General features: G+C 72.2%; 24 protein-coding genes, 1 pseudogene and 1 riboswitch. Of the genes and pseudogenes, 9 read left to right on the top strand and 16 right to left on the bottom strand.

Going from position 1 to position 25,963, the window contains the following annotated elements; all coding sequences use genetic code 11:
- Nucleotides 1-210 precede the first annotated feature (210 nt).
- Nucleotides 211-666: pseudogene (locus tag CMS_RS18305) on the top strand (ATP-binding cassette domain-containing protein); the annotation flags it as partial.
- Nucleotides 667-796: 130 nt separating this feature from the next.
- Nucleotides 797-1,783 (top strand): ATP-binding cassette domain-containing protein, encoded by a 987-nt coding sequence (locus tag CMS_RS18310; protein ID WP_306295594.1) that lies wholly within the window; start codon nt 797-799, stop codon nt 1,781-1,783.
- Nucleotides 1,784-1,792: 9 nt separating this feature from the next.
- Here the strand turns inward: CMS_RS18310 and CMS_RS13360 are convergent, their stop codons facing one another.
- A complete protein-coding gene (locus tag CMS_RS13360; RefSeq protein WP_012299955.1) occupies nt 1,793-2,215 on the bottom strand; it encodes a GNAT family N-acetyltransferase in 423 nt (140 codons plus the stop codon).
- Between the two features lie 99 nt (nt 2,216-2,314).
- Between CMS_RS13360 and CMS_RS13365 the strand changes: the two genes are divergently transcribed.
- The 3 genes from CMS_RS13365 to CMS_RS13375 all read left to right on the top strand — a co-directional run bounded on the left by CMS_RS13365 (nt 2,315) and on the right by CMS_RS13375 (nt 5,547).
- Entirely contained in the window at nt 2,315-3,439 is a 1,125-nt protein-coding gene (locus CMS_RS13365) for an ice-binding family protein (protein WP_012299956.1), read from the top strand.
- A gap of 153 nt (nt 3,440-3,592) precedes the next feature.
- The gene (locus CMS_RS13370) at nt 3,593-4,552 is read left to right on the top strand and encodes a carbohydrate ABC transporter permease (RefSeq protein ID WP_012299957.1); all 960 of its coding nucleotides are present in this window, start codon (nt 3,593-3,595) and stop codon (nt 4,550-4,552) included.
- Nucleotides 4,552-5,547 carry a carbohydrate ABC transporter permease gene (locus tag CMS_RS13375; protein WP_012299958.1) on the top strand — a complete coding sequence of 332 codons (996 nt, stop codon included), beginning with the start codon at nt 4,552-4,554 and terminating at the stop codon, nt 5,545-5,547. Before CMS_RS13370 ends, CMS_RS13375 begins: the two co-directional genes overlap by 1 nt.
- Nucleotide 5,548: 1 nt before the next feature.
- Here CMS_RS13375 and CMS_RS13380 read toward each other — a convergent pair whose 3' ends face one another.
- The 15 genes from CMS_RS13380 to CMS_RS13455 form a co-directional block, all read right to left on the bottom strand.
- Nucleotides 5,549-6,823 carry a type II toxin-antitoxin system HipA family toxin gene (locus tag CMS_RS13380; protein ID WP_041464712.1) on the bottom strand — a complete coding sequence of 425 codons (1,275 nt, stop codon included), beginning with the start codon at nt 6,821-6,823 and terminating at the stop codon, nt 5,549-5,551.
- Nucleotides 6,816-7,097: a helix-turn-helix domain-containing protein gene (locus CMS_RS13385; protein WP_012299960.1), complete on the bottom strand. Its 282-nt coding sequence runs from the start codon at nt 7,095-7,097 to the stop codon at nt 6,816-6,818. The genes CMS_RS13380 and CMS_RS13385 overlap by 8 nt, the downstream gene beginning before the upstream one ends.
- Nucleotides 7,098-7,164: 67 nt before the next feature.
- The gene (locus CMS_RS13390) at nt 7,165-7,488 is read right to left on the bottom strand and encodes a DMT family transporter (protein ID WP_012299961.1); all 324 of its coding nucleotides are present in this window, start codon (nt 7,486-7,488) and stop codon (nt 7,165-7,167) included.
- Between the two features lie 9 nt (nt 7,489-7,497).
- Nucleotides 7,498-7,562: riboswitch (guanidine-III (ykkC-III) riboswitch) on the bottom strand.
- 51 nt (nt 7,563-7,613) lie between these two features.
- Nucleotides 7,614-8,972 (bottom strand): ABC transporter substrate-binding protein, encoded by a 1,359-nt coding sequence (locus CMS_RS13395; RefSeq protein WP_012299962.1) that lies wholly within the window; start codon nt 8,970-8,972, stop codon nt 7,614-7,616.
- Between the two features lie 124 nt (nt 8,973-9,096).
- A complete protein-coding gene (locus CMS_RS13400) occupies nt 9,097-9,999 on the bottom strand; it encodes an alpha/beta hydrolase (protein ID WP_012299963.1) in 903 nt (300 codons plus the stop codon).
- Nucleotides 10,000-10,010: 11 nt separating this feature from the next.
- Nucleotides 10,011-11,000 (bottom strand): class II fructose-bisphosphatase, encoded by a 990-nt coding sequence (gene glpX, locus CMS_RS13405; protein ID WP_012299964.1) that lies wholly within the window; start codon nt 10,998-11,000, stop codon nt 10,011-10,013.
- Nucleotides 11,001-11,058: 58 nt separating this feature from the next.
- On the bottom strand, nt 11,059-12,204 hold the full coding sequence (locus CMS_RS13410) for an AI-2E family transporter (protein ID WP_012299965.1): 1,146 nt from the start codon (nt 12,202-12,204) through the stop codon (nt 11,059-11,061).
- Nucleotides 12,205-12,805: 601 nt separating this feature from the next.
- Nucleotides 12,806-13,768, bottom strand: a complete 963-nt coding sequence (locus CMS_RS13420) for an IS481-like element IS1121 family transposase (protein WP_012296860.1) — start codon at nt 13,766-13,768, stop codon at nt 12,806-12,808.
- 97 nt (nt 13,769-13,865) lie between these two features.
- Complete coding sequence (pstA, locus tag CMS_RS13425; protein ID WP_041464715.1) at nt 13,866-14,966, bottom strand: phosphate ABC transporter permease PstA; 1,101 nt, start codon at nt 14,964-14,966, stop codon at nt 13,866-13,868.
- Nucleotides 14,966-15,976, bottom strand: a complete 1,011-nt coding sequence (gene pstC, locus CMS_RS13430) for a phosphate ABC transporter permease subunit PstC (RefSeq protein WP_012299967.1) — start codon at nt 15,974-15,976, stop codon at nt 14,966-14,968. Before pstC ends, pstA begins: the two co-directional genes overlap by 1 nt.
- A gap of 106 nt (nt 15,977-16,082) precedes the next feature.
- A complete protein-coding gene (locus tag CMS_RS13435; RefSeq protein ID WP_012299968.1) occupies nt 16,083-17,180 on the bottom strand; it encodes a phosphate ABC transporter substrate-binding protein PstS in 1,098 nt (365 codons plus the stop codon).
- Between the two features lie 202 nt (nt 17,181-17,382).
- Nucleotides 17,383-18,333, bottom strand: a complete 951-nt coding sequence (locus CMS_RS13440; protein WP_012299969.1) for an NUDIX hydrolase — start codon at nt 18,331-18,333, stop codon at nt 17,383-17,385.
- 31 nt (nt 18,334-18,364) lie between these two features.
- A complete protein-coding gene (locus CMS_RS13445; RefSeq protein ID WP_012299970.1) occupies nt 18,365-20,548 on the bottom strand; it encodes an RNA degradosome polyphosphate kinase in 2,184 nt (727 codons plus the stop codon).
- A gap of 93 nt (nt 20,549-20,641) precedes the next feature.
- Nucleotides 20,642-21,556, bottom strand: a complete 915-nt coding sequence (mshD, locus tag CMS_RS13450; RefSeq protein ID WP_012299971.1) for a mycothiol synthase — start codon at nt 21,554-21,556, stop codon at nt 20,642-20,644.
- A complete protein-coding gene (locus tag CMS_RS13455) occupies nt 21,525-22,217 on the bottom strand; it encodes a response regulator transcription factor (RefSeq protein ID WP_012299972.1) in 693 nt (230 codons plus the stop codon). The genes mshD and CMS_RS13455 overlap by 32 nt, the downstream gene beginning before the upstream one ends.
- Nucleotides 22,218-22,270: 53 nt before the next feature.
- Between CMS_RS13455 and CMS_RS13460 the strand changes: the two genes are divergently transcribed.
- The 4 genes from CMS_RS13460 to CMS_RS17525 all read left to right on the top strand — a co-directional run bounded on the left by CMS_RS13460 (nt 22,271) and on the right by CMS_RS17525 (nt 25,557).
- Entirely contained in the window at nt 22,271-22,537 is a 267-nt protein-coding gene (locus CMS_RS13460) for a hypothetical protein (RefSeq protein ID WP_012299973.1), read from the top strand.
- 171 nt (nt 22,538-22,708) lie between these two features.
- A complete protein-coding gene (locus CMS_RS13470) occupies nt 22,709-23,308 on the top strand; it encodes an FABP family protein (protein ID WP_012299974.1) in 600 nt (199 codons plus the stop codon).
- On the top strand, nt 23,298-24,452 hold the full coding sequence (gene ygfZ, locus CMS_RS13475) for a CAF17-like 4Fe-4S cluster assembly/insertion protein YgfZ (protein WP_012299975.1): 1,155 nt from the start codon (nt 23,298-23,300) through the stop codon (nt 24,450-24,452). The genes CMS_RS13470 and ygfZ overlap by 11 nt, the downstream gene beginning before the upstream one ends.
- Entirely contained in the window at nt 24,436-25,557 is a 1,122-nt protein-coding gene (locus CMS_RS17525) for an FUSC family protein (protein ID WP_012299976.1), read from the top strand. Before ygfZ ends, CMS_RS17525 begins: the two co-directional genes overlap by 17 nt.
- The last annotated feature ends 406 nt before the right edge of the window (nt 25,558-25,963 follow it).

The raw sequence follows: 25,963 nt of genomic DNA on the forward strand, positions 1-25,963 counted from the left end.
ACATACCGGCCGGTCGGTCCGGCCGCGGACACGGGGGCTCCCCGCATGGAAGTCGGATCGTTGCGCCAGAACCCCGGTACTGCGCCCCTCGCGCAGCAGCTGTTCACGCACTGACGACCCGTCGCGCCCGCCCGTCTCGCGGGCCGCGCCGTCCGCCTCGGCGGACCCGGTGGTCGTCATGCACCCGCATCGATCCACCGGGGAGAGCCCATGCCCACCGCACCATCCATCACGCTCGACCGCTGCACGTTCACCTGGCTCGACGGCTCCGTCGTGCTCGACTCCGCCACCGCCCGGTTCGGCCGCGGCACCACCGGCCTCGTCGGCCTCAACGGCGCCGGCAAGTCCACGCTCGTGCGGCTCGTGGTCGGCGACCTCACGCCCGCATCCGGATCCATCGTCACCAGTGGCCCAGTCGACCACCTGCCGCAGCGGCTCCGGACGGGCCCGGACGACACGGTCGCCGACCTCCTCGGGGTGCGCTCCCGGTTGCGCGCGCTGCGGGCGATCCTCGACGGCGATCCCGATCCCGCGCACTTCGACGCGCTCGGCGACGAGTGGGACGTCGAGTCCCGCGCGGCCACGGCGCTCCGCGACGTGGGGCTCACCGAGGGCGACCTCGACCGGCCCGTCGCCACGCTCTCCGGCGGACAGGCGGTGCTCGTCGCCATCAGCGGCGTGCGCCTCCGCGGGCGGCCCGTGGCGATCCTCGACGAGCCGACCAACAGCCTCGACGCCCGGGCGCGCGGAATCCTGCTCGACCTCGTCGACGGCTGGCGGGGGCGCCCTCGTCGTCGTGAGCCACGACCGGGAGCTCCTCGAGCACGTGGACGAGGTCGCCGAGCTCCGCGACGGCCGGATCAGCGTCACCGGCGGCACCTACCGGGCGCACGAGGAGCGCGTGGCCGGGGAGCGAGCCGCGGCCGAGCGGCGGATCCGCGCGGCCGAGCAGGCGCATCGCGCCGAGCGTCGCCAGCGCATCGAGGCGGAGACGTCGATCGCTCGGCGCGCGAAGGCCGGGGCGCGGGCCGGCGAGTCGATGCCGCGCATGGCCGCGAACGAGCGCCGGAAGCACGCGGAGGCCACGGCGGGGCGCCTCCACCGGGCGCACGGCGACGCCGAGCGGCAGGCCGAGGACGCGGTCGCCGACGCCGAGTCGCAGCTCCGCGCGGACGCGCCCCTGCGGCTCGACCTGGCGGATCCCGCCCTGCCTGCCTCCCGCCGCGTCGCCGAGATCACGGTCCGGGGCCGCACCCGCGTCGTCCGCGGTCCGGAGCGCATCGCCGTGACGGGCGCCAACGGCGTTGGCAAGACCACGCTGCTCGCGCAGCTCGTCGGGGTGCCCGACACGCGGCAGTATCCGCTGCCCGGCACCCGCGCCGAGGCGCTCACGGATCGGGTCGCCTACCTCCCCCAAGCCCGGGACGGCCTCCACGACGGCCTCACCGTGCTGGAGAACGTGCGCCGGGCTGCGCCCGACGTGCCGCCGCGCGAGCTGCGCAACCGGCTCGCGCGCTTCCTGATCCGCGGCGACGCCGTCGACCGCGCGGCCGCGACGCTCTCCGGCGGGGAGCGCTTCCGCGTCGCGCTCGCGGGGCTGCTGCTGGCGGATCCGCCGCCGCAGCTCCTCGTGCTCGACGAGCCGACCAACGACCTCGACATGGCGAGCGCCGACCGCCTCGTCGAGGCGCTCCGGGCCTACAGGGGCGCCCTGGTCGTCGTCAGCCACGACGGGTCGCTGCTCGACCGCCTCGACCTCGACGAGCGGATCGAGCTCGCGTGAGCCCCGACCTCAGACCCGCAGCGAGAACGCCGCCAGCCCCCGCTCGCCGTGCGGCGCGAACCCGAGCGCGCGGTAGAAGGGGTGCGAGCGGTCGCCGTCCTCGGTGCCGCCCGCGTCGGTGGTGAGCACGAGGAGGACGCCGGACGGCTGGCTCGCGCGCACGTGCTCGAGGAGGGCGCGGCCGATGCCGCCGCGCTGCTGGTCGGGGCGCACGAGGAGGTCCTGCACGTAGCAGATGGTCGCGCCGTCGCCCACGGTGCGCACGAGGCCGACGAGCAGGCCGTCGGCGTCGCGCGCGGTGGCGACCAGGTCGGAGCCGGCGAGCGCCCGTTCGAGCCGCTCGGGGTCGCGCGTGTAGGCGCTCCAGCCGACGGATCCGTAGAGGTCGAGCAGCTCGTCGCGGGCGGGGATCTCGACGGCGATGGGGATCACCCCGACACCGTATCGGCCTGTGCACTCGGCGCTCGCGCGATGCCCGCCGCTCGATACGGTCGCGGTCCCACCCGCCATCCCTTCCGACGAGAGCTGTCCATGCACCAGTCGCGCCACGCCTGCACGTCCTCTTCTCGCCGCACCCGGTCCGGGTCCCTCGCCGTCGCCTCGCTGGCCGTCGCGGCCATCGCCGCCTCCGGTCTCGGCGCCGCGCTCCTCGCCCCGGCGAGCGCGTTCGCCGCCACCGCCACCGTGGGCCTCGGCACCGCCGCCTCGTACTCGGTGCTCGCCGGCCAGGGCGTCACCAACACCGGCCCCAGCACCCTCTCGGCGGATCTCGGCACCAGCCCGTCCGCCTCCGTCACGGGCTTCCCGCCCGGCGTCGTCGGCGGCGCCACGCACGCGGCCGACGCCGCGGCCGGCCAGGCGCAGTCCGACCTCACCACCGCGTACGACGACGCGGCCGGCCGCCCCACCACGGCCGCGGTGCCGGCCGACCTCGTGGGATCCACCCTCACGCCCGGCGTCTACACGGCCGCCGGCCCGCTCGCCAACACCGGCACCGTCACGCTCGACGCGCAGGGCGACCCGTCGGCCGTCTTCGTCATCCAGGCCCCGTCGTCGCTCACCACCGGCTCCGGCAGCCGGGTGTCGCTCGTCAACAGCGCCCAGGCCTGCAACGTCTTCTGGCAGGTGTCGAGCTCCGCCACCCTCGGCACGAACTCGGGCTTCGCCGGCACGATCCTCGCGCTCACGAGCGTCTCCGTCGGCAGCGGCGCCACGGTCGACGGCCGCGCGCTCGCCCGCAACGGCGCCGTCACCCTCGACGACGACGCGTTCACCTCCTCCACCTGCGGCACCACCACGTCGCCCATCGGCTCCGGCAGCACGCCCGTCGTGACCCCGACGCCGGCGCCCTCCCCGGGCGGCGGGTCCACGGGCGGCACGACGGGCGGCACCACCGGCGGCACGACGGGCGGCACGACGGGCGGCACGACGGGCGGCACGACCGGCGGATCCACCCCGACGCCGTCGCCCACGCCGACCGCCGGCGTGCCGACGCTCCCCACCCCGCCCGGCGACGTGCCGCCGCCGTCCGGCCATCTCCCCCGCACGGGCGGCGACGGCGCCCGCCTCGCCCTCGAGCTCGGCCTCGGAGCCGCGGCTCTCGCGGCCGGCGTCGTCGCGGTGATCGCGGTGCGCCTCCGCCGCCGCCGGCACTAGCCGCCACCGCAGCACAGCCACCACCGGACGCCCGTCCCCGCCTCGCGGGGGCGGGCGTCCGTCATGCGCACGGCCCGGACGCGGAGGAGAAGCCGGGCTAGGGTCGGCAGGAGGAGCGACGCCGCTCTGATCCACCTGTCGACGAGGACCACCATGACGACGACGAGCCGCCCCGCGCGACGATCCTCCGCCGACCGGCCGCCCCGTCCCCGACGCTCCCGCATGGCCCGCCGCGAGGCCGTGGCCGGCTACCTCTTCATCAGCCCGTGGATCATCGGGTTCCTCGTCTTCACGCTCGGCGCGATGGTCTACAGCCTCGTGGTGTCGTTCAGCGACTACAACCTCGCCACCGACGTGGCCACCCCGGTCGGCACGGAGAACTACGAGCGCCTGTTCTCGGATCCGCGCGTGGCCCTGAGCCTCGGCAACACCCTCTTCTACGCCATCCTCGCCGTGCCGTTCGAGGTCTGCCTCGCGCTCCTGCTCGCGATCCTCCTCGCCCGCCTCGGACGCGGCGCCGGCATCTTCCGCACCCTCTACTACCTGCCCAAGATGACCCCGACCGTCGCCACCGCGAGCGTCTTCCTGCTGCTGCTCAACGGCAACACGGGAGCGGTCAACAGGGGGCTCGAGGCGATCGGGATCGACGGCCCGCAGTGGCTCATCGACCCCGCCTGGGTGAAGCCGTCGATCGTGCTCATGACGCTGTGGGGCGTGAGCGGCACCATGGTGATCTTCCTCGCCGCCCTCAAGGACGTGCCGCGCGAGCTCTACGAGGTCTCCTCCCTCGACGGCGCCGGCCCCGTGCGGCAGTTCTTCGCGATCACCGTGCCCATGATCTCCGGCGCCATCTTCTTCAACGTCGTCGTGCTGACGATCGCCGCGCTGCAGGTGTTCGACCAGGCCTACCTGCTGTTCTGGCGCGACCAGACGAACGCGTCGCCGGACTCGTCGCTCTTCTACGGCGTCTACCTCTTCCAGCAGGCGTTCCGGTCGTTCGACTTCGGGTTCGCGGCCGCGATGGCGTGGCTGCTGTTCGTGATCGTGCTGGTCATCACGCTCATCCAGGTGAAGCTGAGCAACCGGTTCGTCTACTACGAGGGGGACCGCTGATGGCCGTCACCGACCGCACGCCGGACGCCGCCGCGACGCCCGGCGCCGTGCCCGCCGCCGCCACCGGGGATCCGCGCCTCGCCGCCGCCCTCACGCCGCTGCCGTCGCGGGACCCGTCGCCCGGCCGGCGCGATCCCGACCGCGTCCGCCGCGTGCGCTCCCGCATCGGCCGCGCCCTCATCACGGCGCTGCTCGTGGGCTTCGCGCTGCTGTTCCTCTACCCGTTCGCGTGGCTGCTCGCCGCGAGCCTCAAGCCGCGCGGCGAGGTGTTCGACAACTCGCTCTGGCCGCGCACGTTCACGCCGCAGAACTACGTCGAGGTGTGGGAGCAGCTCCCGCTCCTCGGCTGGATGGGCAACAGCCTCGCGATCGCGCTGCTGTCCGCGGCGCTCGTGTCGATCTCGAGCGCGCTCGTGGCGTTCGGCTTCGCGTACTTCCGGTTCCCGGGGCGGCGGATCCTGTTCGGCCTGGTGCTCGCGACGATGATGCTGCCGGGCGCCGTGACGATGGTGCCGCAGTTCCTCATCTGGAAGAACCTCGGGCTCATCGGCACGTGGATCCCGCTGTTCGGCATGAACCTGTTCGGCTCGGCCTTCTACATCTTCCTGCAGCGCCAGTTCTTCCTCGGGCTGCCGCGGGAGCTGTTCGAGGCGGCCCGGCTCGACGGCGCCAGCTACTTCGGGATGTTCCGGCGGATCGCGCTGCCGCTGTCGATCCCGTCGTTCGTGATCATCTTCATCTTCGAGTTCCAGGCCAGCTGGAACAACCTGCAGGCGTCGCTCATCTACCTGAACGCGGGCAGCGTCGAGGGTTTCACGGTGCCGCTCGGGCTCTCCTACGCGATGACCGCGTTCAGCCCCACGAACGGCGGCCAGGGCGACTACCAGCTCGTGATGGTCGCGGCGCTCCTCGTGACCCTGCCGATGCTGCTGCTGTTCGCGTTCGGCCAGCGCTACTTCGTGGAGGGCATCGCGACGCAGGGCCGCAAGGGTTAAATCACATGCCGCGGGGCTGACCGATCTCTTGGCCAGCGAGGAGGCGGGTGACGTTCCACTCGAGCCCGGCCCGCATCCCCGGTGTCGTCTCCCGTGGCACCTCGGTGGCATCCAGTGTCCGCGCGAACCGTTCGATCGCGTCCTGCACGACGGCGTCGATCCGTCGTCGACTCGTCACCCTCCACGAATCCGCCTCGCGCACGATCCGTTCCACGCTCATGCGCCGATGGTCGAACTCGCCGTCCACCGCGAGCGCGAGGTTCCAGTCGATGCGCCCGGGCTGGTACAGGTTGGGGACCGCGTCGTAGATGTCGGACAGCGTGTCCCTGCCGGGGAGGTGGATGATGCCGACGTTCTTGGCGTGACCGTCGTTGTCGCCGATGAGAATGCGGAACGTCAGCTGGCGGATCCACAGCTCCACAGCGTCCTCGTCGAGACTCGCCGCCGCCTCGGCGATGCGCATCGCCGACGGCCGCCGGGCAGAGGCGGGATCCCGCGGATCCTGGAACTTCGCCTGGTCGTCGACCCAGTCGAGGCTGAGCGCCTGCGCGAGATCCTCCTGATGGACGAGCTCTACCGCCTCACCTGACACACGACGGTCGAAGCGCTCGATGGCCAGGTACGTGGCTGCGCCTGCCCTGCCGATGGAACTCCGGAAGCTGGCGAGGCCGAGCTCCCGGGCGAGCTGGTGGCTGTAGTGCTCATCGTGGATCGCGCTGGGTCGAGAGGGAAGCTGCGGCTTGACGATGTGCGTCGAGTGGGAGCCGCCGTGCGGCTGCAGCCAGGGCCCGTCTTCGGCGAATCGGGTGAGCAGGACCTTGGGCTGGAACCCCTGGATCATGGACCTGCTGTCGTCGCGCACCGCGAGATCGCCGTCCTTGACCGCCCTCCGCAGCAGGCGGCCCAGATCCGATGCACTCAGCGACTCGTAGGACGGCGGCGAGACAGGAGGATCCGCCTCGCTGTGGAACGTGACCGCGCCGGCGATGGAGGATCCGAACTGCTCCAACGTCGCGTAGAGGTCGCGCGGGTCGAAGGAGTGCCGCTCCGCGAGCGCCCGACGCTGATTCCCCTCCGGGGCGTAGCCGCCGAAGAGGTTCGATGCCAGGTCGGTTCGGACCTCGGCCTCCGGCAGCGTCGCGAACGCCTCGGTCAGCCGCACGTCCGCCGGGCCGCCGTCCGGACCGATGAACAGACGGATCCGCTCGAGCCGTCCGCCCCGTTCCACGCGACCGATCTCCGCGCCATGGAAGCGGACCACGAGGCTCTCAGCCATCGACGCGCTCCTCCTCGCGGAGGTCGTAGGAAACGGTGACCCGGATCCGCAGCAGTCGCAGGACGCGGAAGAGCCTCGTGACGAACAGCGGAGGCCGTGTCCCCGTCTCCAGCTCGCGGACGTAGAACCTCTCGAATCCGAGCTTCTCCGCGAGGTCGGACTGGGTCATCCCCCGGCGGAGGCGGACGTGCTTGATCGCCTCTCCCAGATCGGAGTACTTGCGGATCTCGTGGCTCGGCATGATCGTGTGAGCATATCCCCACATGATGCTCATGTGAGTAAATACTCACTTGAGGGTGATGTGGGGACATCCCCTCATCGCACGCGGCGGCCCGCGCGGATCAGTGCCCGGTGTCGACGACCTTGAGGCCGACCACGCAGCCGACGAGGCCGAGCAGCAGCAGCACCTTCACGACGCTCGCGGGCTCGGATCCGGTGACGATGGCGTAGGTGACGGTGAGAGCCGCGCCGATGCCGACCCACACGGCATACGCGGTGCCCGTGCTGATCTCGCGCATCGCGTACGCGAGCCCGACCATGCTCAGCACGACGGCGACGCCGAAGACGAGGGACGGCCCGAGCTTGGTGAACCCGGCGGACTTGCCCAAGGCGGTGGCCCAGACGGCCTCGAGTACCCCGGACACGATGAGGACGATCCACGACATGGCACTTCTCCTGGCCAGTCTTGTCGCGTTCCGGGTACTGATCCCTCGTCCGGGAGCGCGGATGGGCGCCCATCTCCCACGGTAGCCGGGCGCCCTGATCACGCCATGTGCACGTCAGCGCCGGATCAGCGCGCCGCCTGCTCGTACGCCCGCATGGCCGCGGTCTGCGCGTCGGCGAGCGCCTGCTCCGGCGTCTTGTCGCCGAGGAGCGTCGAGGCCACGGCGTTCTGCAGCTCGCTCTGGATCTGCTGCCCCGCCGGCGACCCGCCGATCGACCGGCCCTCCGCCACCACGTCGTAGAACGTGGCGATCGCCTGGTCGATCCCGTCGTCGCCGCTCGGCACGACGTGGGCGTCGCGGATGGCCTGGTCGGCAGCCGGGGATCCCGTGAACAGGCCCGTGTTGATGCCGCCGTTCTCCGTCACGGTCGCGGCGCGCACGTCGCCCGCGGCCTCCCACGACTCCTGGCTGGTGAGGTCGAGCATCCACGCGCACGCGGCGTCCTTGTTCTTGGCCCCCGCGGGGATCACGAACGCGGATCCGCCGGCGACCGCGAACGGCTCGCCGTCGCTGTCGCGGAAGGGCACGGCCGAGATGTCGATATCGTCGCGGTACGGCGCGACCACGTTGAGGTACCACTGGGCGTCGATCTGCGCGCCGACCTGGTCCTTCACGAACTGGTTGCCGTCGCCGAAGGTGTCGAACGCATCGCTGAAGCTCTTGCCCTTCGCGTAGCCGCCCTGCGCGTCGGAGAGCTGCGTCAGGAACTCGAGTCCCGGGAGGTTCGCGTCGTCGTCGAGCGTGGGCTTGCCCTCGTCGTCGACGAGCTGGCCGCCGAAGCCGAGCATCCAGAGGGCGGCCTGCGCGGTGGGCACGGCGTCGAGGCCGAGCACGGCGGGATCCCCGCCCGACTCCCGGTAGACCTTGCCGACCGCGTCGAGCAGCTGGTCGGGCTTCGAGGTGTCGAACTGGTCGCCCGAGACGCCGGCGGCGGAGAGCACGCACTCGTTGAGCAGGATCGCCGGCGGCTGGAAGAACTGCGGCACCGCCCAGATCGCGTCGTCGTAGCGGATATCGTTCGTGACGGACTCGTAGAAGCGCTCCGCGGGATCCACGTCGTGGGCGGAGTAGCACTCGTCGAGCGGGAGGATGAGGTCCTGCGCCGCGTAGGTCGCCACGAACTGGCGGTCCATCTGCACCACGTCGGGAGTCTGGCCGCTCGCGACGCGGGTCGTGAACTTCTGCGCGTCGAACGCGGTCGAGTCGAGGTCGACCGTCACGTCGGAGAGCGCGTCGGCCGCGTGCGCGAGGCGGGCCTCGCCCACGTCGTCCGCGCCGTCGAAGGCCCAGGCCTTCAGCGTGCCGGTGGCCTCCGTGGTGAAGGAGGCGTCGGCGGCGCCGGTGCCGCCGGATCCGCATCCCGCGAGCAGCGTGGCCGTCGCGGCGGCCGCGATGACGGCGAGCGTCCCGTGTGTCCTGGTCATGCGGGTACCTCCGAGAGCGCGGCGGGCCTCGTCGCCCGCATCTCGAACGTACGCCGCTTCTCCTCCCGCGATCCGGGCCTCGGGCCAGGGCCCGGAGCGCCGTCCGCGTGGAGCCCGCCGCGCGTCAGGCGCGCAGCAGCTCCACCATCGCGTCGCGCGCGCGGGCGCCCTCGGGGATGGGCATGAGCGCGTACACGTGCAGGAGGTTCGGCTCCACGTGGATCCGCACCGGGTGCCCGACCGCGGCCGCCTTCCGCTCGAAGGCGCGCGCGTCGGCGAAGAGGATGTCGTGCGTGCCCGAGAACACGGTCACGCGGCCGAGGCCCGCGAGGGATCCGTGCATCGGGCTCACCCGCGGGTCCTCCACGGGCAGGTCGCCGCGCCACGACTCCACGGCGGCGCGCATGCCGTCGACCGCGAGCCACGGGTCGGTGGGCTGGATGCGGGCGATGAGCGGATCCGTGAACGACAGGTCGAGCGCGGGCGAGAGGAGCACCACGTCGCGCGGCGCGGGCACGCCGCGGTCGCGGAGCGCCATCGCGGTGGACAGCGCGATCTGCCCGCCCGCCGAGTCGCCCATGAGCGTGACGGCGCCGGGGCCGACCTCGGCGACGAGCGCTTCCGCGAGCTCCGCCGTGCGCTCGACGACCTCGGCCGCCGTGCCGCTCGGGACCAGCGGGTAGATGGGGACCGTGAAGCGCGTGCCGGTGCGGCGGGCGAGCCCCGCGACCAGCCACCAGTGGAACGGCGAGATCTCATGGGTCCAGCCGCCGCCGTGCGCGTACAGGGCGCGGCGGCGGGCCTCGGGGCCGGCGGGCGCGACCTCGTAGACGTGCCAGCCGCCCTCGACCCGCGCCGTGACGCGCACACCGCGGAGGAACGGCGGCGGTGCGAAGCCGCCCGGCCGGAGCACCCGTCGCCCGGCCCGCGCCATGGTGCGGTGGGGCGACGCGAACTCGCCCTGCCCGCCGACGAGCGCGATCACCGGCGGGGCGAGGCGGGAGAGGAGGCTGCGGCGCGTGCGCATCGGGATCCGGCTCAGCCTGCGGCCGGGCTGTACCACTTGGAGACCAGGTGGTCGGCCTCCACGCGGCGGATGGTGCCGGAGTGCGAGCGGAGCACGATGCTCGAGGTGCGGATCATGCCGCGGTGCCGGGTGACGCCCGCGACGAGCGCGCCGTCGGTGACGCCGGTCGCGACGAAGTACGCGTTGTCGCCCGTGACGAGGTCGTCCTGGTCGAGGATCCGGTCGAGGTCGTGGCCCGCGTCGATCGCGCGCTGCTTCTCGGCGTCGTCCTTGGGGGCGAGGCGGGAGAGGAGCACGCCGCCGAGCGCCTTGATCGCGCACGCCGTGATGATGCCCTCGGGGGTGCCGCCGATGCCGACGCACATGTCGATGCGCGAGTCGGGACGGGCCGCGTTGATGCCGCCGGCGACGTCGCCGTCGAGCAGGAGGCGGGTGGAGGCGCCGGCCGCGCGGATCTGCGCGATGAGGTCCGCGTGGCGCGGCCGGTCGAGCACGGCGACTTGCATGTCCTCGACCGCGAGGCCCTTCGCCTCGGCCAGCGCGCGGATGTTGTCGCCGATGGGGCGGTCGAGGTCGACGACGCCGCGGCCCTCGGGGCCGGTGACGAGCTTGTCCATGTAGAAGACGGCCGACGGGTCGAACATGCTGCCGCGGTCGCTCACCGCGATGACGGAGAGGGCGTTCATGCGGCCGGCGGCGGTGAGGCTCGTGCCGTCGATGGGATCCACCGCGATGTCGCACGCGGGGCCGAAGCCGTTGCCGACGTGCTCGCCGTTGAAGAGCATCGGCGCCTCGTCCTTCTCGCCCTCGCCGATGACGACGAGGCCGTCGAAGGCGACGGTGCCGAGGAACTTGCGCATCGCGTCGACCGCGGCGCCGTCGGCGGCGTTCTTGTCGCCCTTGCCGATGAAGGGGGCGGAGCGGATGGCGGCGGCCTCGGTGGCTCGGACGAGCTCCATCCCGAGGTTGCGATCCGGATTCGAGTAGTTCTCCTCGGTCATGTGGGGTCCTCCCGTAGAGACGTGCGCGGGCGGCTCCGTCGACTCCGCAGGTGCGTCGCTACGATCCTACGGCGGGGGTGCCGGCCTTCCAGCTGCCGCCCGCGATGTACCGGACCATCACGTTGAGCGTCGCGACGGCCGGCACCGCGAACAGGGCTCCCGCGACGCCGCCGACGTAGGATCCCGCGGCCACCGACAGCACGACCGCGAGCGGGTGCACGTGCACGGCCCCGCCCATCACGAGCGGCTGCAGCACGTGCGACTCGAGCAGGTGCACGCCGATGACGGCGACCAGCATGATCGCGGCCTGCAGCGGTCCCACGAACACGAGCGCGATGACCACCGCGAACGCGCCCGAGACGATGGCGCCCACGACCGGGATGAAGGACGCGAGGAACACGAGGACGGCGATGGGGATCGCGAGCGGCAGCCCGAGCAGCCAGGCCGCGATGCCGATGCCGACCGCGTTGCCGGCCGCCACGAAGATCTGCACGCGCGTGAACGCCGAGAGCGTGCCCCAGCCCGCGCGGCCGGCGCCGTCGATGGCGGGACGCGCGCGGCGCGGGAACACGGAGACGACGAAGCGCCAGATGCCGCGGCCGTCGATGAGCACGATGACGATGGTGAAGAACGCGAGCAGGGCGCCCGTGACCAGGTGGCCGACGCCGAGCCCCGCGTCGAGCACGCCGGTGAGCAGGGCCTCGCGGCTGTTCTCGAGGGCCTTCCCGGCGGAGGCGAGCAGCGCGTCGTAGTCGGACGGCACCACGTTGAACGGCGGCTGCGCGAGCAGGTCGCGCACCGACTCGAACCTCTCCATCGCCTCGCGCTGCAGGGTGGGGATGCCGGTGCGGATCTGCGCGACGAGCAGCAGCACGAGCCCCGAGATGACGACGGCGGTGCCGAGCAGCGTCGACGTGATGGCGAGCCACGCGGGCCAGCGCCGCCTCCGCAGCGCCGCGACGAGCGGCTGCAGCAGCGCGCACACGAGGAGTCCGATGAGGAACGGGATGACCACCTCCTTGACCGCGACGAGGAGCCACACGGCTGCGGCCACCGCGATGCCGATGACGAGCAGGCGCCATGACCACTCCGCCGCGAGCAGGACGCCCGGGGTGATGCCGCGCTGGGGGGCGCGGTCGGCGTGGGGCGCGGAGGCGGCGGCGGGCTCGGGCTCGCCCGGCGAGGGCTCGACGTCGTGGGACATGGCGGTGCTCCGATCTCGATGCGCGGGAGGCCGGCCCCTCGCGCGGAGGAGGGCCAGGCGCCCATCATGGCGGTGCCCGCGGGCCGGTGACCCGCGATGTCCCGCATGCGTGCGCATGAGGATCCTCCGTGCCGCTGTGCGGGGTCCGTGCGTGGTGGCGGGAGTCGCCGCGCGCCGGGCCGAGCGGGTCAGCCACCAACCGGCACGACAAAGTCCGCCACGGATTGCATGGTTCAGAGCACACCGACCACGAGGGATGAGGCGCCGATCAGCATCGCTGATCATGGCGCGAGGAACCCGATCTCGCATATGCAGGTGTCCGGGACGCCAAGGCTCACAACGGCGGGGGCGCACGTCGCGTTCGCGAACGGCTCGCGCGGCCCGCTGTCGCATGAGGACGGCTTCGCCCTCTGAGGGGCCCACGACCGGTAGCGGGAAACCCCGCGCGACCCCGGCCTCCTAGTACCGCGGAGGACGGAGTGCGTCGCACCGGTTCCGTCGCGGTGAAACGGGCCGATAGCGCTCGGCCCACCGGGCTCACGATCAGGTTCTGAACCCAGACATAACCGCGCGCCGTTCGACCTGCTCTAGCTGTACTGGGTCATGACGTTGGTGACACTCGGGCCGCGGGCGTGAGCCCGTGGCTTGAGTGGATTCGTTCAGTGTTGTAGTGCTCGATGAAGGGGTCAAGCGCGTCGGCGCGGTGTTGGTTGCTGGTGAAGGGTTGCCGGTAGGCCCACTCGGTCGCGAGGGTCCGGTTGAAGCGCTCGACCTTGCCGTTCTGCCAGGGGCAGTGCGGGCGGATGAACTTCTGCCGCGCGCCCAGGTCCTGGACGGCGTTCTTGAACGCGGTCGAGTGCCGGTAGGCGAACGCGTTGTCCGTGATGACCCGCTCGATCCGGGTGATCCCATGCCCGGCGAAGTACGCCGCTGCGCGGGTCAGGAACCCGGCCGCGGTCGCGCCTTTCTCATCGGGATGGATCTCCGCGTAGGCGAGACGGGTGTGGTCATCGACCGCGGCATGGACGTAATCGAACCCGATCCCGCGGCCGCGGACCTGCTCGCTGCGCCCGTGGACCCGCCAGCCGCCTCCGTCCGGGATCCTCCCGAGCTTCTTCACGTCCACGTGGATCAGATCACCCGGATGCTCGTGCTCATACCGGTGCGCCGTTGACCGGGATGCCCGGATCACGGCCCCGGTGACGGGGTCCAACCATGCCAACGGCGGCGCCCCGTGCCGGCGCAGGATGCGGGAGATCGTACGGGATGGAACACCTGTCACCGGCGCCAGCCGCGCAGGACCCGCCCGCAACTGGGCCCGCGCTTCCAGCACGGCCCGTTCCCGCTCCGGGCTCGTTCGCCTCGGTACTGACCGGGGCCGCGATGACCGATCCGTCAGCCCTCGCAGCCCCTCGGCACGGAACCGGTTCACCCATCGATGCGCGCACTGCCGCGACACCCCCAGCTCCCGCGCGACGTGCGCGACCGGCCGACGATCCTCCACCACCCGCCGCACGAGGAGAACCCTCCCGTGAACCGTCAGACGAGCATTACCGTGGGACATCGAGGCCTCCTGGCGATGGTTGAACTGAACAGCTCCATCAAGCCAGGAGGCCTCTTCACACGCCCCGAAGTGTCACCAACGTCATGGCCGAGTACAGCTAGCGGCCGAGCTTGGGGGCGAAGATGCGGGCGATGAGCCGGGCGACGATGTTCAGCGCCATGACGATGAGGATCAGCACGAGCGCGCCGGTCCACGCGCGGTCCACGTAGGCGAACGCGTCGCTGCCCTGGTCGGCGTACTGCCGGAAGACGAACACCGGCAGGGTCATCATCTGGTCCTCGAAGGGGTTGTAGTTCATGCTCTGCGTGAACCCGGCGACGATGAGGAGCGGTGCGGTCTCGCCGATGACGCGGGCGATCGCGAGCATCACGCCCGTGACGATGCCGGCGAGCGACGTGGGCAGCACGATCTTCATGATCGTCAGCCACTTCGGCACGCCGAGCGCGTAGGACGCCTCGCGGAGCTCGTTCGGCACCAGCTTGAGCATCTCCTCGGCGCTGCGCACGACCACGGGGATCATCAGCACCGAGAGAGCCAGCGCACCGCCGAAGCCCAGGCGGACGCCCGGGCCGAGGAAGATGACCAGCAGCGCGTAGGCGAAGAGGCCCGCGACGATCGACGGGATGCCCGTCATCACGTCGACGAAGAACGTGATGGCGCGGGCCAGGCGGCCGCGGCCGTACTCGGCGAGGTAGATGGCCGCCATCAGGCCCACGGGGATGGAGATCACCGCGGCGATGGCCGTGACGATCAGCGTGCCGATGATGGCGTGGAGGCCGCCCCCGCCCTCGCCCACCACGTTGCGGAGGCTCGAGTTGAAGAAGAGCGGGTCGAAGCGGGCGGAGCCGTTGGTGACGGCCGTGAACACGAGCGAGATCAGCGGGATGAGCGCGAGCACGAACGCGACGGTGACGAGGATCGTGATGACCCGGTCCTTCGCCTTCCGCTCGCCCTCCACGGCGAGCGAGAAGAGGAACAGCGCGATGCCGAAGAGGATCGTGCCGAACACCGCCGTGCCGACGACGTTGAAGTCGTCCGCGGCACCCGAGAGCTCGAGCACCAGGAAGATGGCCGCCATGACGAGCCAGGACACGACGAAGATCGCGGGGGCCGTGAAGCGGTGCAGCTTCCCGGCGGTGAGGGAGTTGGGCAGGGTGCTCGCGACGGGCCGCGTGCGGGAGGGGGCTGTGGTGGCCATCAATTCGCTCTGGAGAAGGCCTTGCGGCGGCTGATGATGTAGCGGGCCAGCATGTTGACGGCCAGCGTGATGACGAAGAGCATGAGGCCGGATGCGATGAGCTCGTTGATCTTGAGGCCGTACGCCTCAGGGAAGCTCAGCGCGATGTTCGCGGCGATGGTGTTCGAGTTCGTCGACTGGAACCACGCGAAGTTCACGACCGCGGCGGGGGAGAGGACGATCGCGACCGCCATCGTCTCGCCGAGGGCGCGGCCGAGGCCGAGCATGGAGGCCGAGATGATGCCGGGGCGACCGAACGGCAGCACGGCGGTCTGGATCATCTCCCAGCGCGTGGCGCCGAGGGCGAGCGCGGCCTCCTCGTGCAGCTTCGGCGTCTGGAGGAAGACCTCGCGGGAGAGGGCGGTGACGATGGGCAGGATCATGACGGCGAGGACGACCGCGACCGTGAAGATCGTGCGGCCGGTGCCCGAGACGGGGCCGGCGAAGAGCGGGAACCACCCGAACGTGTCGGTGAGGAAGACGTAGAACGGCTGCAGGAACTTCGCCAGCACCGCGATGCCCCAGAGCCCGAAGACGACCGAAGGCACGGCGGCCAGCAGGTCGATGATGTACCCCAGGCCCTGCGCCAGGCGGCGGGGCGCGTAGTGCGAGATGAAGAGCGCGATGCCGATGGCGACGGGCACGGCCATGAGCATGGCGAGCGCCGCGGCGTAGACGGTGCCGAACATGAGCGGCCCGACGTAGGCCCAGAAGCCCCCGCCGCCGGAGACCTCGGCAGGGGGCGCCGTGAGGGCGGGGATGCTCTGCACGATGAGGAACAGCGCCACGGCCGCGAGGATCACGAGGATCAGCGTCCCGGACCCCCGGGAGAGGCCGGAGAAGACGCGGTCGCCGACGCGGGCCTTGGGCTTCGCGTCCTGGGAGCTGCGGCGAGCTGCGGGGGCGGCGGCGACGTCGCGCGGCCGATCGGACTCGGGAGCCTGGGGAGGCTGCGGGGCGGCGGTCGTCATGGGGCGGGTTCCCTACGGTCTGGATGGTGGGGCTTCGGGCGGCGGGCCGCCCGTGGGGACGCCCCCTGACCCGCGCTGGCGCGGATCAGGGGGCGGACGGGGAGTGCTACTTGATCGACTCGACCGCGGTCTTCACCTGAGCGGCGACCGTGTCGGAGAGCGGCGCGGCGCCGGCCTTCTCGGCGGCGAGCGCCTGGCCCTCGGTGCTGGTCACGTAGCCGAGGTAGGCCTTGACGAGCTCGCCGACTGCCGGCTCCTTGTACTCCTGGCAGGCGATGAGGTAGCTGACGAGGACGATCGGGTAGACACCCGACTCGGTGGTGGAGTAGTCGATGTCGAAGACGACGTCGTTCGCCTCGCGGCCCTCGGCCTCGGGCGACGCCTCGACGACGGCGGCTGCGGCCTCGGGCGAGTAGCCGACGAACTCGTCGCCGACCTTGATCTTCGCGACGCCGAGGGTGCCGGCCTTGGACGCGTCGGCGTAGCCGATGATGTTGCTTCCACCCTTGACGGCGTCGACGACGCCGGTCGTGCCCTGGGCCGCCTCGCCGCCCTGGTAGGGCCAGACGCCCTTGGGCTCCGCGTCCCAGACGTCCTTCGCGGTGGTGTTGAGGTACTTCGCGAAGTTCTCGGTGGTGCCCGAGTCGTCCGAGCGGTGCACGGCGGTGATGCCGGCGTCGGGCAGCGTGGCGTCGGGGTTGAGCGCGACGATGGCCGGGTCGTTCCACTTCGTGATGGTGCCCTTGAAGATGCCCGCGGTGGTGGCGGCGTCGAGGTTCAGGTCCTTCACGCCCTCGACCTGGAAGATCAGCGCGATGGGGGAGATGTACGCGGGGAGGTCGATCGGCTTGACGCCGTCGGCGCACTGGCCGAACGTCTTCGTGAGCTCGTCGGTCTTGAGCGCGCGGTCGGAGCCGGCGAAGGCGGCGTTCTGGCCGCCGGCCATGAACGCCTCGCGCCCGGCGCCGGAACCCTCGCCCGCGTAGGTGACGGTGACGTCGGGGTTGGCGGTCTGGAACGCGGCGTTCCATGCCTCCTGGGCGGCGCCCTGGGAGGTGGCGCCGATGCCGTTGAGCGTGCCGGACAGGGTGGACGCGGATGCGTCGCCGCCCTCGGCGGGGGCCTCGTTGGAGGCGCAGGAGGAGAGTGCGAGTGCGGTGACGGCGGCGAGCGCTGCTGCGCTGCTGAGACGCGAGATCTTCACGTGATGGAGCCTTCCGGGTATTTCTTGCTGTGAGGAGGCAGGTGCATGCCCCTCGACGAAGCTATGTCGGGCCATTGACAGGATCGGCCGGAATCGGTGAACGGGAGGTGAACAGACCGCGCGGATGGGCTCGGGCTCAGGACTTCGGGCGCATATTGGTCGGTCGCGGGTCGTGCAGGGGCACGACGATCCGCGGCCCCCGTCAGGCCGACGGCCCGTACGTCTCCACGGCGAGGATCCCCGCCTCCGGATCCGACGCCGACAGGTGCACCACCGAGAACTCGGCGGGCGAGAGCATCCCCGCCCGCGGCATGCGGCTCGCGCTGGGCGTCGCGGTGGCGAGCGCGATCTCGTGCAGGATCTCCGGCAGGACCGGGCTGTGGCTGCAGAGCACCGCGCTGCGGGCCTTGCGCACGCGCTTCGCGACGGTCTCGCGCACGGATCCGCCGTCGATCTCGTACGCGTCCTGGCTGATCCCGGCGTTCTCCTTCACCCGGCGACCGAGGGCCTCCGCGAGGGGCGCGACCGTCTGCAGGCAGCGCTCGGCCGTGCTGCTCGTGACGACCCGCGGCCCGAAGGCGAGCAGCGTCGGGACGATCGCCCGTGCCTGGTCGCGCCCGCGGGCGCTGAGCGGCCGACCCCCGTCGGGACCGTCCCACTCGTACGGCTGCACGGCGTGCCCGTGGCGCAGGGCGATGAGGGCGAACGACCGGTGCGAGCCCGTCTCCACGAGCCCGGCGAAGAGGTCGAGGATCTGCACCTCGCCCGGGTAGTCGAGGCGCTTGCGCGCGTTGGGGATGGAGATCCACTCGACGCTCTCGACCTCGTCGTCCGGCTCGAACCGGCCGGCCTCGACCATGGCGTCCGTGGCCTCGGCGGCCCAGTAGCTGACCGACTTGCGGCGGCCGCCGGAGATGCCGTACTCGATGGCGCCGAGCGGCACGCCGAGCGCGACCCGGAGCCCCGTCTCCTCGTGCACCTCGCGGACGGCGGTCTGCGGGAGCGTCTCGCCGGGATCCACCTTGCCCTTGGGCAGGCTGGTGTCGCGGCGGCGCGTGCGGTGGATGATGAGCACCCGGATCCGCCCCTCGACCACGCGCCAGACGACGGCGCCGGCGGCGAAGACGGAGGGAGCGGGGGTCACGTCGTCCACGCTAGCGGGGACGCTGCGAGCGGTGCCGCGCTCAGCGGAGCACGCGTCGCTTGCGCTTGGTCACGATGCCCATGACCGCGGTCTGCAGGTCCTCCAGCGTGGTACCGTCCGCGCCCTTGTTGCGGCGCGTCCACTCGCCGTCGGAGTCGAGGATCCACGCGGAGGTCGTGTCGGCCATGGCGCGGTCGAACAGGTCCTCGATCTCCTGCAGGTGCGCGGGATCCACGAGCCGCACGAGCGCCTCGACGCGGCGGTCGAGGTTGCGGTGCATCATGTCGGCGCTGCCGATGAAGGCGGCCTGGTCGCCGTCGTTGACGAACGAGAACACGCGGCTGTGCTCGAGGTAGCGGCCGAGGATCGACCGCACCTCGATGTTCTCGCTGAGACCCGGCTGCCCCGGCGTGAGCGAGCAGATGCCGCGCACCCAGACCTGCACGGGCACGCCCGCGTTGCTGGCCCGGTACAGCGCGTCGATGATCTTCTCGTCGACGATGGAGTTGACCTTGATGCGGATGCCGCTCGGCTTGCCGTCGAGCGCGTTCTGCGTCTCCACGGCGATGCGCTTGAGAAGGCCCTTGCGCAGGTGCAGCGGCGCCACGAGCAGGCGCTTGAACTTCTTCTCGATGCCGTAGCCGGAGAGCTCGTTGAACAGGCGCGTGAGGTCCTTGCCCACGACGTCGTCCGCGGTGAGGAGCCCGAGGTCCTCGTAGATGCGGCTCGTCTTGGGGTTGTAGTTGCCCGTGCCGATGTGGCTGTAGTGCCGGAGCACGCCGCCCTTCTCCTGGCGGATGACGAGCGCGAGCTTGCAGTGCGTCTTGAGCCCGGCGACGCCGTAGACGACGTGCACGCCGGCCTTCTCGAGCTTGCGGGCCCACGTGATGTTGGCCTGCTCGTCGAAGCGGGCCTTGATCTCCACCAGGGCCAGCACCTGCTTGCCCGCCTCGGCCGCGTCGATGAGCGCCTCGACGATGGGGCTGTCGCCGCTCGTGCGGTAGAGCGTCTGCTTGATGGCGAGCACGTGCGGATCCGCCGCCGCCTGCTCGAGGAACGCCTGCACGCTCGTGGTGAAGGACTCGTAGGGGTGGTGCAGCAGGATGTCCTGCTGCGCGATGGAGCGGAAGATGTCGGCGCGCGAGTTGTCCTCGGCCGGCTTCAGGGCGACCGCCGTCGTGGGCACGTTGTTCGGGTAGTGCAGCGCCGGCCGGTCGAGCTTGGCGAGGTCGAACAGGCCGCCGAGGTCGAGCGGGGAGGGGAGCGTGAACACCTCCTGCTCGGTGATGTCGAGCTCGCGCATGAGGAGGTCGAGCGTGACCGCGTCCATGTCGTCCGAGATCTCGAGGCGGATGGGCGGGCCGAACCGGCGGCGCAGCAGCTCCTTCTCGAGGGCCTGGATGAGGTTCTCGGTCTCGTCCTCCTCGATCTGCACGTCCTCGTTGCGCGTGACGCGGAACACGTGGTGCTCGACGATCTCCATGCCGGGGAACAGCGTCTGCAGCTGGTTCGCGATGAGGTCCTCGAGCGCGATGAAGTCGATGGGGCCGGACCGCGTGTCGGGCGTGAGCGGCATGAAGCGCGGCAGCATCTGCGGCACCTTGATGCGCGCGAACTCCTGGCGGTTCGTCTTCGGGTTGCGGATGCGCACCGAGAGGTTGAGCGACAGGCCGGAGATGTAGGGGAACGGGTGGGCGGGATCCACCGCGAGCGGCATGAGCACGGGGAACACCTGCTCGGAGAAGAGCTCGTGCAGGCGGTCCTGCTGCGCCTCGTCGAGCGAGTCCCAGCGCACGATGCGGATGCCGTGCTCCTCGAGCGCCGGACGGACGCTGTCGTTGAAGGCGGCCGCGTGACGGACCTGCAGGCGGTAGGCGGTCTCATTGATCGCGGAGAGCACCTCGGCCGGCGTGCGGCCGATGTTCGTGGGGACGGCGAGGCCCGTGGCGATGCGGCGCTTGAGGCCGGCGACGCGGACCATGAAGAACTCGTCGAGGTTGCTCGCGAAGATGGCGAGGAAGTTGGCGCGCTCGAGGACGGGCAGCTCGGGATCCTCCGCCAGCTCCAGCACCCGGCGGTTGAACGCCAGCCAGCTCAGCTCGCGGTCGAGGAAGCGCCCCTCCGGGAGGGTCCCGTCGTCCTCGAGGAGCTCATCCTCGTCGTCGAAGTCGTCCAGGGATTCGGCGACCGCCTTCGCATCGCCGATGTACGTCTCGCTGTCCATCCGCCCATCATGGCATCGCGGTGCGCGCTCCGGCCTCCGCCAGGTGAACGCAGGGTGAACCGCATCGGGGCAGCGCCGGGGGAGGCGCGGGGATCAGGCGCGGCGGTACTGGACGTCGACCGCGGCGTCGCGGAAGGCGGCCCGTCGGTACAGCGCGAGCGCCGGGGTGTTGTCCGCCTCGACGTAGAGGTCGACCTCGTCGTGGCCGCGCTCGGCGAGCAGGTCGAGGCCGGCCGCGAGGAGCGCGGATCCGAGTCCGCGGGCGGCCCGGTCGGGATCCACGCCCAGCACGTACACCTCCGCCTGGCCGCCATCGACCTTGAGCCAGTGGAAGCCGGCGAGCCGGCCGTCCGCGTCACGGGCGAGGAGCAGCGATGCCGGGTCGAACCACGCCTCGGCGACGCGGTCGTCGAGGTCGCCGCGGGTCATGCGGCCCTGCTCGGGGTGGCTGGCGAAGGCGCGCGCGTTCAGCGCGACCCAGTCGTCGGCGTCGTCTGCGGTGAAGGAGGAGAGCGCGACGCCCGCGGGCATCTGGCGTTCGCCGAGGCCCGTGCGCGCCTCGGCGACCGACGCGCGCAGCTGCAGGAGCTCGCGGGCCCGGTCGAGGCCGGTCGCGTCGGCGAGGGCGCGGGCCGCGGGGTGGTCGCCGTGCGCCCACACCGAGACGGGGGAGCCCGCGGCCTCCGCGAGCACGGCGTCGAGGAGCGCGCGGCCGACGCCCCGGCGGCGGTGGGCCGGATCCACGACGAGCTCGGCCTCGATCCCGGCATCGCCGTGCGCGACCACGGCCGCGCCGAGCGGGTCGTCGTCCGTGCCGTGGGCGAGGAGGAGGGTCGGGCCGCCGTCCGCGCCGAGCGTGAGGCGGGTCTGCTCGTTGAAGGGGGCGACGCCGTCGTCCGCGCGTGCGCGGTCGGCGAGCGCGAGGATCCCGCGGACGGCGTCGGGGGCGGGCTCGACATGGGCGACGCGCGGAGCGTCAGGCTCCGGCGGGGGCGGGAACGCGCTCACTGTCCTCCTCGTACACGTTGAAGCGGTAGCCGACGTTGCGCACGGTGCCGATGAGCGACTCGAGGTCGCCGAGCTTGGCCCGCAGGCGCCGCACGTGCACGTCGACCGTGCGGGTGCCGCCGAAGTAGTCGTAGCCCCACACCTCGCTGAGCAGCTGCTCGCGCGTGAAGACCCGCGACGGGTGGCTCGCGAAGAAGCGCAGCAGCTCGAACTCCTTGAACGTGAGGTCGAGCGGCTTGCCGTGCACCTTGGCGGAGTAGCTGGCCTCGTCGATGACCACGCCGGACGCCTGGATCTTGCTGCCCGTGTGCTCGAGGGCCGCGCGGCCGATGACGAGGCGCACGCGCGCGTCGACCTCGGCGGGGCCGGCCGAGTCGAGGATCACGTCGGTCGCGCCCCAGTCGGCGCTCACCGCCGTGAGGCCGCCCTCGGTGAGCACGAGGATGAGCGGCGTGCCGCCGCCCGTGGTGGTGAGGATCTTGCAGAGCGACTTGGCGCTGGCGAGGTCGCGACGGGCGTCGACCAGGACGAGGTCGGCCGCGGGGGCGTTCACCAGGCTCGCGGCATCGGCCTGGATGTGCCGCGTTCGGTGGCTGAGGAGCCCGAGCGCCGGGAGCACGTCGGTGTCCGCGGACGAGGTCAGGATCAACAGCTGGGCCACAGGGATCCTCCATGGATGAATTGCCCCCATGATACGTGGGGCAGGATTGCGGGGTGACCTCCCCCCTGCGCAGCCTCGTCCCCGTCTGGCTGGCCGCCGCCGTCGGCGCGGTCGTGGTGGCGATCGCGGTCGGCCCCGACGCGGCACCACGGTGGTTCCCGCTCGTGCTCGCCGTATGCGTCATCGCGACCTTCGTGATCCAGCTGGCGCTGCCCCGCAAGACCGGCTTCGTCGACCGCGCCGTCGGCAGCGTCGTCGGCGCCGTGCTCGTGCTCGCGGTCGCCACGGCCGTCGTGCTCCTGGTGCCCGTCGCCGCGTAGACCGGCCGGCCGGATCGGCCCGCCCGTGGGGTAGATTGAGGCCATGTCGTCGCTGCTTGCTCTGGAACTCTTCTTCACCGGACTGCTGGTCCTGGCGAGCCTCTCCATCGGCTGGGTGTCGCTCGTCGTGGTCTACAACCTCTTCCGCGGCCAGCGCTGACCGCGCGCCGCATGATCGAGATCCCGACCGGCCTGCCCGCCGAGCTCGTCCCCCTGTCTTGGCTCCTCGGCGTCTGGGAGGGCTCCGGCGTCGTCGAGTACGCCGTCGGCGACGAGACGGTCCGCCGCGAGTTCGGCCAGCGCATCAGCTTCAGCCACGACGGACTGCCGCACCTCAACTACTCCTCGTACGCGTGGATCGAGGGCGATGACGGCCCGGTGCCGTTCGTCACCGAGACCGGCTACTGGCGGCTGCGGCGCCGCGTCACCGACGGCGACCCGGGCCCGGCGATGCTGCCGCCCACCGACGAGCGCCCGTTCACCACGGCCGAGGAGGTCGAGACGCTCTGCAACGCGGACGGCGGCTTCGATGTCGAGGTCGCGCTCGTCCACCCCGGCGGAGTCAGCGAGCTCTACGTGGGACAGGTGAAGAGCGCGCGCATCGACCTCGCGACCGACGCGGTCCTGCGCACCGAGGGAGCGAAGTCGTACACGGGCGCGACCCGGCTCTACGGGTTCGTCGAGCGCGACCTGCTCTGGGCGTGGGACATCGCGGCGCTCGGCCAGCCGCTGCGCACGCACGCCTCCGGGCGGGTGTCGCATGTCGACTGAGCCGGATCCCGCCGTCGCCCGCTCGCCCTTCCTCGACCTGCCCGGCGCCGTCGCCGCGGATGGACCGGACGCCGGCGTGCCCGCGCACCTCGGATCCCTCGTGCAGGAGCAGCGTGCGCTCGCCGCGGGCACGGCGATAGTCGACCTGTCGCACCGCGCCGTCCTCTCCGTGACGGGGGAGGACCGGCTGACCTGGCTCGACTCCATCACCAGCCAGTCGCTCCGCGGCCTCGCGCCCGGCGACTCCGCCGAGACGCTCTTCCTCGACCAGAACGGCCGCCTCGAGCATGCGGTCGGTGTGCTCGACGACGGCGTCAGCACGTGGCTCCTGCTGGGTGCAGGAGATGCGGCGTCCCTGCTCGCCTACCTGCAGCGGATGCGCTTCATGCTCCGGGTCGAGCCCGCGGATCGCACGGCCGAGATGGCCGTCATCGGCACGCTGGGCGAGCCCGACCTCCCTGTCGCGGCCCCTGCCGGCGTGCCGCTCGTGTGGCGGGATCCGTGGGCGCACGTCGTCCCCGGCGGCCACCAGTACGCGGCGGCCGCGTCGCACCCGGGCGAGGGCTGGACGTGGAGCGAGCGCCTCGTGCCGCGCTCCGAGCTGCCGGGCGTCGCCGCGCGGGCCGCGTCCGGCGACCTTCCGGTCGCGGGCGTCCTCGCGGCGGAGGCCCTGCGGATCGCCGCGTGGCGCCCGCGCTTCGCGACCGAGGTCGACGACCGCACCATCCCGCACGAGCTCGACTGGCTGCGGAGCGCCGTGCACCTCAGCAAGGGCTGCTACCGCGGCCAGGAGACGGTCGCCAAAGTGCACAACCTCGGCCGACCGCCGCGCCGCCTCGTCCTGCTGCAGCTCGACGGGTCGGACGCGGTGCTGCCCGGCGCCGGATCCGAGGTGCGGCTCCCCGCCGCCGACGACGGCGCCCCGGGCGAGGTCGTCGGATCCGTCACCTCAAGCGCGCTGCACCACGAGCTCGGCCCGGTCGCGCTCGCGGTCGTGCGCCGCAACGTCGATCCCGCCCTCCAGCTCGAGGTCGTCGCCGACGACGTGCGCGTGCAGGCCATGCAGGACGTGATCGTGCCCACCGACGCCGGCCGATCCGCCGACGTCCCCCGCCTCCCTCGGCTCGGTGCGGTCCGCCGCTGAGCGCGCGCGGGAGCGCTCGGCCCGTGCCGCCCGCACCCTGAGGCACCGGGCGGATCCGCGCGCCGCGCTCCTGCGCCTGTGGGGATCCGCGCCCGCCGCCCTGCAGATCGCCATCGCCGCGACGGGCGGCTGGGCCTTCGCGCACCACGTGCTCGGCCACGACACCCCGCTCCTCGCGACCACCGTCACCATCACGAGCCTCGGCTTCGTCCGCGACGCCCGGCCGGTCCGGGTGCTCGAGACCGCCATCGGCATGACCGTCGGGATCACGCTCAGCGAGGTGCTCCTGCTCGGCATCGGGCGCGGTGCCTGGCAGCTGTTCGTCATCATCCTGGCGACGCTGCTCGTGGCGCGGTTGCTGTCGTCGAACGCCGCGTTCGCTGTCGCCGCCGGGGTGCAGGCCGTGCTCGTCGCCCTCCTGCCCGCGCCGCCGGGCGGGGTGTTCGTGCGCAGCGTGGACGGGCTCGTGGGCGGGGCGGTGGCGCTGCTCGCCACCGCGCTCATCCCGCGGGATCCGCGCAGGCAGGCCCTCCGCGAGGCCCGCCGCGTGTTCTCCGAGTGCTCGTACGCGCTCACCTCGCTCGTCACGGCGCTGCGGCTCGGCGACGCGACCGCCGCCGACCGCGCGCTCGACCGGCTCCGGCGCACGCAGCCGCTCATCGACGCGTGGAGCGCCGCGGCCGACTCGGCCCTCTCCATCGCGCGGATCTCGCCGTTCCTCCGCCGCCACGTGCCGGAGCTGCGCGAGCAGCGGCGCGTGCTCGACGGCATGGACCTCGCGGTGCGGAACCTGCGCGTGATCTCGCGGCGCATCGACTTCCTGGTCGTCGACGGGGTCCGCCGGCCGATGCTCGCGGAGCTGCTCGCGACCGTCTCGAACGGCGTGAACCTCCTCGGCCAGAGCCTCGCGGATCCGTCGGCCGCGCCCCTCGCCCAGCAGAACCTCGTGCTCGTGGCGGTGCGGCTGGATCCGCGCGAGCTCATCCCCGGCGCCCCCGTCGGCGAGGTGATGCTCGTGATGCTCCTCCGCCCCCTGCTCGTCGACCTCCAGGTCGCGTCGGGCATCGACGCGGACACGGCTCGACGGGCGCTGCCGGAGGTCTGAGCCGCGCTGCCGCTGCGGGTGTGCACAGACGGGCAGTCGGACGTCCGCCGGACGGTACGGTCACCCCGGTCACCCCGGTCACCCCGGTCACCCCGGTCACCCCGGTCACCCCGGTCACCCCGGTCACCCCGGTCACCCCGGTCACCCCGGTCACCCCGGTCACCCCGGTCACCCCGGTCACCCCGGTCACCCCGGTCACCCCGGTCACCCCGGTCACCCCGGTCACCCCGGTCACCCCGGTCACCCCGGTCACCCCGGTCACCCCGGTCACCCCGGTCACCCCGGTCACCCCGGTCACCCCGGTCACCCCGGTCACCCCGGTCACCCCGGTCACCCCGGTCACCCCGGTCACCCCGGTCACCCCGGTCACCCCGGTCACCCCGGTCACCCCGGTCACCCCGGTCAC

Source organism: Clavibacter sepedonicus, assembly GCF_000069225.1.
Lineage (GTDB): Bacteria > Actinomycetota > Actinomycetes > Actinomycetales > Microbacteriaceae > Clavibacter > Clavibacter sepedonicus.

Excerpts from the sequence above, each read along its gene's own strand:
- CMS_RS13470 (WP_012299974.1), top strand. The coding sequence starts at position 22,709 with ATGATCGAGATCCCGACCGGCCTGCCCGCCGAGCTCGTCCCCCTGTCT.
- CMS_RS13375 (WP_012299958.1), top strand. The coding sequence starts at position 4,552 with ATGGCCGTCACCGACCGCACGCCGGACGCCGCCGCGACGCCCGGCGCC.
- CMS_RS13370 (WP_012299957.1), top strand. The coding sequence starts at position 3,593 with ATGACGACGACGAGCCGCCCCGCGCGACGATCCTCCGCCGACCGGCCG.
- CMS_RS13445 (WP_012299970.1), bottom strand. The coding sequence starts at position 20,548 with ATGGACAGCGAGACGTACATCGGCGATGCGAAGGCGGTCGCCGAATCC.
- pstA (WP_041464715.1), bottom strand. The coding sequence starts at position 14,966 with ATGGCCACCACAGCCCCCTCCCGCACGCGGCCCGTCGCGAGCACCCTG.
- glpX (WP_012299964.1), bottom strand. The coding sequence starts at position 11,000 with ATGACCGAGGAGAACTACTCGAATCCGGATCGCAACCTCGGGATGGAG.
- CMS_RS13380 (WP_041464712.1), bottom strand. The coding sequence starts at position 6,823 with ATGGCTGAGAGCCTCGTGGTCCGCTTCCATGGCGCGGAGATCGGTCGC.
- CMS_RS13420 (WP_012296860.1), bottom strand. The coding sequence starts at position 13,768 with ATGTCCCACGGTAATGCTCGTCTGACGGTTCACGGGAGGGTTCTCCTC.
- pstC (WP_012299967.1), bottom strand. The coding sequence starts at position 15,976 with ATGACGACCGCCGCCCCGCAGCCTCCCCAGGCTCCCGAGTCCGATCGG.
- ygfZ (WP_012299975.1), top strand. The coding sequence starts at position 23,298 with ATGTCGACTGAGCCGGATCCCGCCGTCGCCCGCTCGCCCTTCCTCGAC.
- CMS_RS13390 (WP_012299961.1), bottom strand. The coding sequence starts at position 7,488 with ATGTCGTGGATCGTCCTCATCGTGTCCGGGGTACTCGAGGCCGTCTGG.
- CMS_RS13385 (WP_012299960.1), bottom strand. The coding sequence starts at position 7,097 with ATGAGCATCATGTGGGGATATGCTCACACGATCATGCCGAGCCACGAG.
- CMS_RS13400 (WP_012299963.1), bottom strand. The coding sequence starts at position 9,999 with ATGCGCACGCGCCGCAGCCTCCTCTCCCGCCTCGCCCCGCCGGTGATC.
- CMS_RS13365 (WP_012299956.1), top strand. The coding sequence starts at position 2,315 with ATGCACCAGTCGCGCCACGCCTGCACGTCCTCTTCTCGCCGCACCCGG.
- CMS_RS13395 (WP_012299962.1), bottom strand. The coding sequence starts at position 8,972 with ATGACCAGGACACACGGGACGCTCGCCGTCATCGCGGCCGCCGCGACG.
- CMS_RS13410 (WP_012299965.1), bottom strand. The coding sequence starts at position 12,204 with ATGTCCCACGACGTCGAGCCCTCGCCGGGCGAGCCCGAGCCCGCCGCC.